This window comes from Robinsoniella sp. RHS (genome assembly GCF_001029355.1).
Classification (GTDB): domain Bacteria; phylum Bacillota; class Clostridia; order Lachnospirales; family Lachnospiraceae; genus Robinsoniella; species Robinsoniella peoriensis.
This window is the reverse complement of record NZ_JNGB01000031.1, coordinates 1-11727: the sequence shown is the minus strand read 5'-3', so window position 1 is coordinate 11727 and position 11727 is coordinate 1. Positions and strand designations below refer to the sequence as shown.

The 11727-nt window shown below is 39.0% G+C and carries 10 protein-coding genes and 1 pseudogene; 9 read left to right on the top strand and 2 right to left on the bottom strand.

Annotated features, from left to right (window positions below):
* Positions 1-7: 7 nt before the first annotated feature.
* Positions 8-889, bottom strand: a complete 882-nt coding sequence (locus RHS_RS15135; protein WP_047833645.1) for a helix-turn-helix domain-containing protein — start codon at positions 887-889, stop codon at positions 8-10.
* 1 nt (position 890) lies between these two features.
* Positions 891-959: pseudogene (locus RHS_RS31105) on the bottom strand (DUF6783 domain-containing protein); the annotation flags it as partial.
* Positions 960-1254: 295 nt separating this feature from the next.
* Between RHS_RS31105 and RHS_RS15130 the strand changes: the two are divergent.
* From RHS_RS15130 to RHS_RS15090, 9 genes are all read left to right on the top strand, one after another.
* Positions 1255-2619, top strand: coding sequence for an MATE family efflux transporter (locus tag RHS_RS15130; protein WP_395022514.1), 1365 nt, complete (start codon positions 1255-1257; stop codon positions 2617-2619).
* Between the two features lie 127 nt (positions 2620-2746).
* Entirely contained in the window at positions 2747-3598 is an 852-nt protein-coding gene (locus tag RHS_RS15125; RefSeq protein WP_047833644.1) for an ABC transporter ATP-binding protein, read from the top strand.
* A 1-nt stretch (position 3599) separates the two neighbouring features.
* On the top strand, positions 3600-4250 hold the full coding sequence (locus RHS_RS15120) for an ABC-2 transporter permease (RefSeq protein WP_047833643.1): 651 nt from the start codon (positions 3600-3602) through the stop codon (positions 4248-4250).
* Between the two features lie 518 nt (positions 4251-4768).
* Entirely contained in the window at positions 4769-6259 is a 1491-nt protein-coding gene (locus RHS_RS15115) for a sugar ABC transporter ATP-binding protein (protein WP_047833664.1), read from the top strand.
* An 18-nt stretch (positions 6260-6277) separates the two neighbouring features.
* On the top strand, positions 6278-7237 hold the full coding sequence (locus RHS_RS15110; RefSeq protein WP_027292806.1) for an ABC transporter permease: 960 nt from the start codon (positions 6278-6280) through the stop codon (positions 7235-7237).
* Positions 7238-7253: 16 nt separating this feature from the next.
* Positions 7254-8432 carry a substrate-binding domain-containing protein gene (locus RHS_RS15105; protein ID WP_027292807.1) on the top strand — a complete coding sequence of 393 codons (1179 nt, stop codon included), beginning with the start codon at positions 7254-7256 and terminating at the stop codon, positions 8430-8432.
* A gap of 31 nt (positions 8433-8463) precedes the next feature.
* Positions 8464-9438, top strand: a complete 975-nt coding sequence (locus RHS_RS15100; RefSeq protein WP_047833642.1) for an ABC transporter permease — start codon at positions 8464-8466, stop codon at positions 9436-9438.
* A 67-nt stretch (positions 9439-9505) separates the two neighbouring features.
* Entirely contained in the window at positions 9506-11026 is a 1521-nt protein-coding gene (locus RHS_RS15095; RefSeq protein ID WP_047833641.1) for a response regulator, read from the top strand.
* A gap of 4 nt (positions 11027-11030) precedes the next feature.
* Positions 11031-11727, top strand: a 697-nt coding sequence (locus RHS_RS15090) for a hypothetical protein (protein WP_395022510.1), incomplete at its 3' end; no start/stop codon positions are given.

The following is an 11727-nucleotide window of genomic DNA, read 5'->3' as shown; positions in this document are numbered from 1 at the left end:
CCTGACACTATTTTCTGCTGCGGTATTCCGTGGGAGAGCAACCCATAAATTTACGGAATACTTTTGAAAAGTAGTTGGAATCTGCAAAACCCACCAGAAATGCTGCCTCTGTAATGGAACAATTGAAATTCATCAAATGGGGAAGACTCTTTTCAATGCGGTATCGCAGTAAATAATCAAACAGGGATTCATGCATGTGTTTTTTAAATAGACTGCAGCATTCGCTTTTACAAAGATGTATGGATCCCGCAATATCTTCCAGGGTGATTTTGGCCGGGTAGTTATCCTGTACAAAAGAAAGAATGATTTTCAAACGGTCCAGATTCTTTTCGTTAATGTAATTATCATGTAATAAATCAGAATAATGTTCTAAAATGATAAGCCACAGCTGATGCAAAATTAACTGAATCTGCATTTCAAAAAAATCCCCTTTTTGGCGGCTGTGCTGATGAATTTGGATAAGTGCTTCAATCACATCATGATGCCACGCTTCCTGTAGGTCAAAGCAGATGGAAGATAGCTTTTGGTTTTGCAGCAGCGGGGCTACGTACTTTGTGTGGAGCAGGCTTTTTTCATATCCGTAAATCAGCTTGGGGTCAAAGGTGAGGGAGATATAATGACAGTCATGCCCATCTTGCATGTATCCCGTATGTAAAGTATTTGCGTTGCCAAACAGGGCCTGCCCTGACTTTAAATGAAATTCTGATTGATTAATCCGGTAAAGCATTTCTCCTGAAACTACCAGGGTGAATTCTATTTCCGGATGCCAGTGCCACATAAATGATCCCGCTTCGTAGCGGGATAAGATCTCGTCACTTACCAGAACGGGAAAAGGAAAATTTCCATGTTCTTTTATTTCTTTTTGATCTTGGTTAATCTGTATCTGCATTCTAAACCTCTTTATATTCCTGGAAATTCATTCCCGTCATCTGCACATCCCACGTTGCGGCATATTTACCATAAAGTTAGATCACGCAGCCGTTTGCTCGATCTCCATCCGATACAAATTTTACAAACTGTGACGTACATTTTTCAGAAAGCAATTTTAACGCCCTCTTGTAATTGAGATGGTTTTCGTGTCTGCCTTTTCATTACTATTATAATAAATTCATGGATATAGTCAATAGTTCATTTTCTCAATATATTCCTTGTCTGTCCTATGATCGTCAAGGTTGTTTTTTTACATTCCTTTATAATAAATTCATAACAGATCTGAGAAATCAATTATTATGAAAGGGTTTAGGGGATGAGAAAATGACAGTGAAAAATAGAATGAAAAGCGTAATAAAAATAAATAAAAAGTGTGCGGATAAAGTAAATGATCCTCAATTATTTAAAATGTCACTTCCAATCTTTATTGAATTGATGCTGCAACTGCTGGTGGGGAACATAGACCAGGTAATGATGAGCCGGTATTCCCAGAATGCTGTGGCAGCGATCGTAAATGCCAATCAGGTAATGAACCTGGTAATCATTTTTCTAAACATGGTCAGCATGGCTGCGGCAGTGATATTATCCAGGTACCTGGGTGCTAAGGACGATGATAATGCTTCCAGAACCTGCATGTTATCGCTGGGTTTCATTAGCGTGATCAGTACGGTAATTACAGTAATTATTCTTTTTGTCAATAAGCCAATTTTTTCTTTAATGAAAATACAGCCGGAAATCATGGGTGAGGCCAGGCTGTACCTGATGATTGTCGGAGGTTTTATTCTGATTCAGGGGTTATATCTGAATTTTGCGGCAATCCTCCGCACGTATACATTAATGAAGGAGGTCATGTATGTATCAGTGGCAATGAATCTGCTTAATATTGCAGGAAATGCCGTTTTAATTAACGGATTGTTCGGTATGCCGGTGATGGGACTTGCAGGTGCTGCAATCTCCACGGTTATCAGCAAAATCATTGGCCTGCTGATACTTGTACGGATTTTCAGAAATAAGATCCGTCTGTCTTTTGGGGCAGGGCTGTTAAGGCCTTTCCCTTCCAGTTTATTAGGAAATATGTGTAAGATTGCAGTTCCCTCCGGGGCGGAATGCCTGTCCTATCAAATGTCGCAGCTTTGCATACTGGGCATTATCAATACCTTTGGAACTGTGGTAACGGCGGCAAAGGGTTATTGCAGTATTCTGGCTAATTTCTCTTATCTGTATGCTCTGGCGCTGTCACAGGCAACTCAGATCCTCACAGGTTATCTATGTGGGCAGAAACGCATGAATGAAATCAAGAAAAGAGTATTTTCTACAATGAGAGTTTGTATAGTCATATGTTTTTGCGGAACCTTTTTACTTTTTATTAACAGTGATCTGGTTCTTCGAATCTTCACAGATAACACCGAGATTCTCCAACTGGGAAAAAAGATCCTGTTTCTGGAATTCTTTTTGGAATTTGGAAGATCCATCAATAATATTCTGACCAGAAGTCTGATTGCTGTTGGTGATGTAAAGACACCAATGATCGTGGGGATTACCGGTCAGTGGATGATTGCATTTACCCTGTCATACGTGTTTGGAAAGGAACTGGGACTGGGTCTTCCTGGGGTATGGATTGCCATGGCACTGGATGAATGTATCCGTGCACTTATATATGTAATCCGGTTTGGGAAAAAGAGGTGGTAGAGATTACCGTTTAAGGACATTGAGATACTAATTACGGACATTTCGGCACAAAGGACATTTTTGAGGTAAGATTTCTTCATAAAATACATAACAGAAAAACAACAGGCTATATGAGGAGGTAATTAATGTGAAAGATGCATTGTGCGTAACGAATTTGTCAAAATCATTTGAAGATTTTACACTACAAAATATCAGCTTTTCGATTCCAACAGGCTCTGTAATGGGGCTGATTGGAAAAAATGGTTCCGGTAAAACCACAACGATTAAATTAATCCTGAATTTACTGAAATGCCAGACGGGTTTTGTATCTGTATTAGGAATGGACCACATAAAGCAGGAACAGGAATTCAAAGAGCATATAGGTGTGGTTTTTGATTCCCACTTTTTTGTAGACGAGTGGAAAATGTCAGATGTGGAAAAGTCAATGGGCATGTTTTATAAAAACTGGAACAGGAAAATATTTTACCGGTATCTGAGTGATTTTAACATTGGTAAAAACAAACGTGTAAAAGAGCTGTCAAAGGGAATGCAGATGAAACTCATGTTAGCCTGCTCCTTTTCCCACAAGGCTGAACTTTTGATTCTGGATGAACCCACCAGCGGGCTGGATCCTGTATCCAGGGATGAGCTTCTGGATATCTTAGCGGATTATACGGAGGATCAAAATCACAGTGTACTGTTTTCAACACATATAACACCGGATCTGAATAAAATTGCAGACAGCATTACGTTCATTAACAATGGCAAACTGTTGTATACCGGAGAAAAAGAAGATTTTACAGAGATGTACCTGATAGTTTCCGGTGACAAAGGACAATTAACAAAGGATATCAAATCCCTTCTTTTAAGTACAAAAATATCTGGAGATCACTTTGAAGGGCTGGTCAGAGCAGATCATCTGTCAGAAGTATCCCATTTAAAGAACAGGCATGCAGACATTGATGACATTATCATATTTATGGATAAAGGAGACTTTTAATATGGATAAGATTTATAAAGCTTCAAAACTGGATTTTATGCTGATACGCTATTATTTAAAATCAATCTGTTTCACGGTCTGCATTCCCTTTGTTTTTGTATTAGTCTACCGTTCTCTGATAACGGGTATTTCATTTGCGATGTTTATGATGGCAATGTCGTCCATTTACACCTTTACCGTAGCGGAAAAAAATGATATGCACCGACTCTATGGTACGTTACCCATTTCAACTGCTGAACTGGTATGCGGGAAATATCTGCATCTGTTCTTGCTGGGTGCAATTTCATTGGTGATATCCAGTATTGTGCAGCCCTTGATTTTAATTTCACTGGGAGTGACCATATCGATTTCGGAGGTGCTTGTGGCTGCCCTCATAGGAAGCATCCTTTTTATTACTTATACAGCTTTTCAAATTCCGGGCTATTACAAATTTGGACCTATTAAAGGAAGAGTTTTTATGTATATACCTGTTGTAGGGGTTCTTCTTACCATGTTTGTACTGGAAAAAGCAAATTTAAAAAGTATGGAAATATTGGATGCCATTGGTCAGAATAAGTTAATTCTTCCCTGTTTCATTTTGATTTATATAGTACTGATTATTGGGATATCTATAATGTCCTCTATTAAAATTGTAAAGAATAAGGAATGGTAGGTGAATCATATGGGAACCGTTTTGTTGATAGGGGCGCTTCTGGTATTTGTGGCAGTACCAAGGAGAAGGAGATATCGTGATTATTATGAGTGGAAAAAGAAGAATAGATAGAAAGGTTTCATAAATCAGTTGCTCATCCTAGCTGCTCATTGAAAGTGTCTATAAATCGGGATATAATCAGTATAAAATTATATTATGGAAAAAGGAGCATTAGATATGGAGGAATATATTGCACAACAGGTACATAAAACATGCTTGTGAAGAGATAATTGTAAATGCGATTATGTTTAGTTATAATTATATTCAGAGTATATATTAACAATTTTAAAAGAACTTGCAGAATAGTAATACTTATTCTTCAAGTTCTTTTTATTGTAAAAGGATTGAACCCAAAATAAAAGCTTTCTCCCTTCTGAGGCCAGGTTCTGCATGATATTCTATTATCAGAAATGAAACAACCAATACGTATTGTAAATAAGTAATTTCAATTTAAAGAAAAGGAGAAAATGCAATTGGACATGGAAGTGCTTTTAGAAGTGAAAAATATCCATAAGTCCTTTGGACCTACGAAAGCGCTCACAGATGTTTCTTTCCAATTAAAAGCTGGAGAGGTGAGAGGTTTGATTGGAGAAAATGGATCGGGTAAATCTACGGTTTCTTCTATTATTTCAGGAATGCAGAAGGCAGATCAGGGCGAAATGATATATCAAGGTGCGCCTTATGTTCCGGAAAACGTAATTGATGCAAGTCAAAAAGGGGTTTGTATGATCGTTCAGGAACAGAGTACGGTGGAAAATATATCCGTGGCGGCAAATATTTTTTTGGGAAAAGAGGATTTATTTTCTAACAAAGGATTTGTAGATGTCAGGAAGATGGAATCTGAAGCTGGTAAAGCATTGCAGAAGATTGGTGCAGATCACATATCGCCCCGGGAACTAACGAAGTATCTTAGCTTTGAAGACCGAAAGCTTATGGAGATTGCAAGGGCATTTTATATGAATCCCAAGGTACTGATCGTGGATGAAACGACCACTGCGCTATCCAGAATGGGAAGGGATATTTTATATAAATTAATGAGGACACTTTGTGTGGGAGGCGGTTCCGTAATTTTTATATCTCATGATATCGAAGAGGTGATTGATAAAAGCGATGCGGTAACTGTGCTAAGAGATGGGATTCTTACAGCAACTCTGGATAAGCAGGAATTTTCAGAAGACAGAATCCGAAATCTGATGGTGGGAAGAGAAATCAAAGATGATTATTATCGAATGGATATGGAATGCAAGTATAGTGATGAAGTAGTCTTAAGAGCGCAGCATGTCTCTTGTGGAATATTAAAAGATATTTCTTTAGAGCTTCATGCAGGTGAGATCTTAGGGGTTGGAGGTTTGACGGAATGTGGGATGCATGACCTGGGTAAGCTCTTATTTGGTGTAATGAGGCCGGAAAGCGGAAGGGTTTTGTATAAGGAAAAGACAGAGGTCCGAAATCCCGGCATTGCAATACGAAATCACATTGGCTATATGTCAAAAAACAGAGATAAAGAAGCGCTGATGACAGCGTCCAGCATAGAAGATAACATTTGTGTCTCAGCGTATGACTATATCAGTAACATTTTTTATATCCCAAGAAAAAAAGAAAAATCGTTTGCAATGAAATGGGCAGAAGAAATGAATGTAAAGATGCACTCCACTGCTTCTAATGTCAGCAGCTTAAGCGGAGGTAACAAGCAGAAAGTCGTTTTAGCCAAATGGATGGCAAATGAAACAGAGTTATTTATTATGGACTGCCCTACCAGGGGAATTGATGTAGGAGTTAAAGCAGCAATATACCGGCTCATGGAAAAAATAAAAAAAGAAGGGAAGGCAATTCTGATGATTTCAGAGGAATTACCAGAACTTTTGGGAATGAGTGACCGCATTCTGATTTTGAAAGATGGAAAATTGTCAGGGGAATTTCGCAGGAATGACAAATTTACGGAGCAGATCCTGATAGGATCCATGATTTAGAAGAAGGAGGCTATGAATGTGAAAAGTATTACAGGTGTTTTTAAACAGGAAGATGCAGATTTCCGCCAGTATTTTGTGACATTCGTTCCGGTGATAGTGCTTATTTTGATAACAATATTTTTTCAGGCAGTAAGTCAGGGCAGACTATTGTCGGGCAAAAATATCAATGCATTGTTAAACTCGATGTTTTCCATTGTATTGGGGGCGGCAGGCGTATCGTTTCTAATGGCGCAGGGGAACCTGGACTTTTCCCTGGGAGGAATTGTAGGGCTGACCGCAGTTTTGTCAGGCTATGCAGCTCAGTTAAATCCAATTCTGGCAATTGCAGCGGGTATTGCAGCCGGCGCGCTTTGCGGGTGTGTAAATGGCATCATTCATAGTAAGTTTGGAGTATCCTCCATAATTACTACTCTGTCTACAGCTTATATATTCAGAGGAATACAGTGTACGCTCATCACCAGTGGCTCTGTGGGACTTCCGGCATCTATGATGAAACTGGAAAATACTGCATTGAAGGTAGTGCTGATTGCTATTTTTCTGGTGGGAGGTGCCATTCTTTATACAAGAACAAGGTTTGGAAAGTATTGTAAAGCAATTGGTTCAAGAGAGGAAGCATCTTTTCAGTCTGGAATAAGGATTTCCAAAATGAAAATCGGGTGTTTTATACTTACAGGAAGTATTGCAGGATTAGTTGGATTTTTTTATCTGGTTAGAGCAGCATCTGCTTCAGCCAATACAGGAGCAGGGTTTGAATTTGACGTGCTACTGGCATTATTGCTGGGAGGTATGCCAATTTCCGGCGGAGCAGGTGCCAGGTTCCGCAGTGTACTGCTGGGAAGTCTGATTATGGCAATTTTATCAAATGGAATGATCTTATGGGGATTAGACTCAGTGCTGCAGCAATTTATCAGAGGAATTATTTTCCTGGTATCTGTGTCTATTTCGTTTGATCGCAGAAATGTAACTGTGATAGAATAAATTTGGAGGATGAAAGATGAAGAAGAAAGTTGTTTCATTATTATTAACAGTTTGTATGATGACAGTGTTATTGACAGGATGCGTAGGAGAAAGTGAAGAAAATGCAAAAGCAGAGACGACAGAAGAGAGTGCAAAAGGAACGGAAAAAGCAGGGGAATTTACTATCGGGATGCGTTTTCCAATGGCAATCGACCAGATGCAGCAGCAGACAATGGATAATGTAACGGAACTTGTTGAGACGGCAGGTGGGAGTCTTCTGGTAGAAAATGCGGCATTAACACCGGAAGGAAACATTCAGGCATATGAAAGGCTGATTGCAGCAGGAGTAGACGGGCTGGCTGTAATTCCGGCTGCAGATTCAGTACTCCCCCGAATCAAAGAAATGTGTGAGGAAGCACAGATTCCCTGGAGCATTTATTATCGTAGTATTATGGATGAAAATATAAAGTCAGAAATTGAAGCTTCGCCATATTATCTGGGAAATACATATGAAGATGAATATCAGGCAGGATATACCTTGACAAAAAAAATGGGAGAATCAGGATGTAAAAATATTGTATTATTTTCTACGGCGCTGGGAGATACCACAGGAGAACAAAGAGAGTCCGGGATGAATGATGCATGCGCAGAATACGATATGAAGGTTGTGAATGAATTTCGTGCAGTTGCTCAGGCTAGCGATGCTACACAGTCTATGGAAAGTGTTTTAACCACCCATCCGGAAGTTGATGGAATATTTATTTCAGCGGGTACATTAACTCCTGGCATTTTGCCGGCATTAACCAGTCTGTTAGATGAATATAACCGCAAAGACATTAAGATTACCATAATAGATTTCCCACAGGGATTACAGGATGCATTTGCAGAGGGGTATATGCTGGCAGCATGCGGAGGGCATAATGTAACCGATCCGTTATTTTCTGCAAGCCTCGTTATTAATAAAATAAAAGAAACACCGCTGTTTGACAAGTCAGAGTCTATTCGCATTAATCAGATGATTCTGGAAAGCGAAGAGGACGTGGTGAATTATTTTAAATATTGTGAAAATGGAATTTCAACATATACCCCAGATGAGGCGAAAGAGATGTTTTTTAAATTTGACAATAAAGACATTACATCTGAATCATTTAAAAAGACTGCAGAAGAGTATAATATTGATACTGTTGTAGAGCGGCATAAAGAACTTGTTAAATAGGCTGGACACTCTGGAAAGGAACTTACATATTATGAATAGAAAAGTAAAAGGCATTTGCCTTACACTATTTTTACCCCTGGGAATTTACATTCTATTTCTGATTTTTTCACCCGGGCGGTTTGGTAGTTTATCAGTATTACGGGCAATTTTTATCCAGTCTTTTATACCGCTGCTCTGTGCTTTTGGTATGGTATTCGGACGTTCTATGCGAATGCTGGATCTTAGCATTGGAGCCAGAATCATAGCTGCAAGTATGGCGGGGGGAATTGTTGCAATGAAGTACCATACCGGTCTTGCAGGCCTCATAATCGTGACGATAGCAGTTAGTATTGTATTAGGAATTATATGTGGACTGGTATTTAAATATTTTAAAATTCCTTCTATTGTGGTGTCTCTGGTTATTGCTATGATATTTGAAGTAATCGGTGCAAAAGTAACCGGCGGACAGGGTTTTTTGAAACTGGATAAGGATCTGACAATTTTAGGAGGAATGCCGTATAATCTGATTGTTGTAATTATAGCAGCTGTTTTGTTCTATTTAGTTTATTATAAAACAAAGTTTTGTTATAATGTTAGAGCAATCAGTGGAGATGAACTGATCGCCAAAGGTAATGGAATAAATGTGCCAAGAACAAAATTCCTGGCATATGTAATTGGTAGTTTTTTTATAGGAATTGCCGCAATTGTACAGATTAGCTATGCTTCTTCCATGTCTGCAAAGTTGAGCATGGAGAGTTTATCTATGGCATTTAAACCGCTTATGGCAATGATTATTGGGGTACAGCTTCAGAATTATGTTGGTATTCCTTTTGGTATATTTATAGGTTCATTTATGATATCAACCCTGTTTTCTGGTTTAGTGGCATTGGGCTTTCCTGCTCCGTCACAGGATATTGCGCTGGGAATATTCCTGGTAATTGTCATATCCATATCTACGAATACGCAAAAACTGTCAATGATATGGGAACGAGTGTTCAGAAAAAGAAACCAGCCGGAACATATTTGAAAATCAATAATGCGATTGCTACTAAGCACAAATTATGAAAACTTAGTTGAAAAAGAGGAGGATACTTGTGGAACAGTTAAAAGTAATGATTGTGGACGACGATATGCTGTCAGTAGATTATATAAAGAATCTGATTCAATGGGAAACTTATGGATTTGAAGTATCCCAGACAGCTTATAATGGAAAACAAGCTTTAAAATTATTTGACAAGTGTCCGGTTCAGCTGCTGATCACGGATATTAGTATGCCTCTTATGGATGGAATTGAACTGATCCGGGAGGTAAAGAAGCAATATCCAGAAACCAGAACAATTTTGCTGACAGCATACAGTGAATTTGAATATGCCAGAGCCGCAGTAACAGCAGGAGTTGACTATTATATTATTAAGGACGAGATGACTAAGGAAGTGCTGGCACAGAAACTGGCTTCCATAAAAAAGACAATTGGTAATATAAAACATATCTCCGGTATCCTTTTTCAAAAAGCATTGATTGATTTTTTTACAGAAGGGGAGGACTTTGTAGCGGAGAGATATCAGAATCAGGAAATCCTGTCTTTTTTTAGCCAGTCATATCCATGTATTCTTCTGGAACAAAATGAAGCGTGGAGATCGTGGGATGAAGGGGAAAACCATCTGGATACGTCAATGGCCGAGATCCTGAAAATTATTTTGGAAGAAATCGGGAATGATAACCTTATGCAGTATGGCATATTACCTTTTCACCAGATCTTGCTGTTTTTCAGACCGGATGGATCAGGTTATGATTATAAGCAATACCAGAGAATTATTCAAATGAGCAGTCGTTTGGTTGATCTCCTAAGAGAAGATAAAAAAGTTTTTACCGCTTATTATATGTATTTACCTGTTTCAGTAACTTATATCAATAAATTTATTAAGAACCGGTTAGACAGCTATGCTTTTCTTCATGGGTGTAAAAAAGCTTATTGCATGGAGGAATGCACGGTGACAGAGTCCCGGGAAGGAAAATCAGTTAGAGAAGAACAGGTAAAAAAGTATTTGGATGAACAGGATGAGAAAGGATTTTATTTATATGTGGAGGAGTGCCTGGCAGTACAATCCGTTGGTATAAGTATGATTTTTAAAAATCTGCAAGAGTTTATGCGTATACTGGATAAAATACTGCAGAGTGACGGTTTGGAACAGGCAGACGTATTTGAAACAAAGAGCCTGTATGATATTAAAGAGATCAGAAAGTGGATACAGGATGGATTTTCCCGTCTACTGCGAAGGCGGGGAAGCATGGGGGTTCGCTGGGAGGTCAGCGAGGCTATGCGCTATGTGAGGAAACACTATCAAAGGGAGGATCTTGCAATTTCTGAGCTGGCAGGCCATGTGGGAATCAGTAACAGCCGGCTGAGTGTTCTATTTAAACAGGATACGGGAATAACAATCAACCAGTTTATTACCGGGATACGTATTGAAAGGGCTAAGGAATTATTGCTTCAGGGTAATTATAAAGTATATGAAGTAGCGGAACAGGTGGGATATGTGACCAGTCAGTATTTGAGTAAGATTTTTTATCGGGAAACAGGCTGCTATCCGGCGGAATATAAGCGAAAGGGCTGAATAAATGTCGAAATTACAGAAGAGAGCAGTTCGAATGGTGATATGGATGTATCTGGCAGTACTGATAATCGGTACATTTTTTTCATACCTGATGATATTCAAGCCGCTGAAAAAAGAAGCAATTGAAAGATATCAGGCGCAGAATAATTATGTGTTGGAAGAAATGGATTCAAATCTAAAAATCATTGAGGAGTATGCAAACAGCATTGCCTATGCAAAGGAACTTACGAATGAATTGGAATGCTATGAGAAGGATAGCGCCAACAAGAACTATGAGTATGATTTAAGCAATACCTTAAATACGCTGGTCTATGTAAAATCAGGAGTAAGAAGCATTGCTTTACATAGTTTTGAAGCACCGGTTGTATATTCCTTGATACCTCCATCAGAAGCAGAGCAGGAAGTTCTTACAGGCAAATGGTATGAGGAACTCAGGGAGAGGAAAAGGGGCGGCGGATTTTCTCAGGGATTTTATGTCAAACAAGAGAATTCAAAAACCGTAAAGGTACTGGCTTACGGCAGGAATTTCCGGGTGCATGGACAGCGATTTACTGTAACAATTTTTCTGGACTATACAGAACTTTTTGGAAAAATAGAACGGTTCCGGGGACGGGAATTTGATAACTCGGCATGGCTGACATCCCAGAGGGAACCTCTTTTTCCAGAGCAGAATCATAAAGGGCAGGAACAGTTAGAAGAAC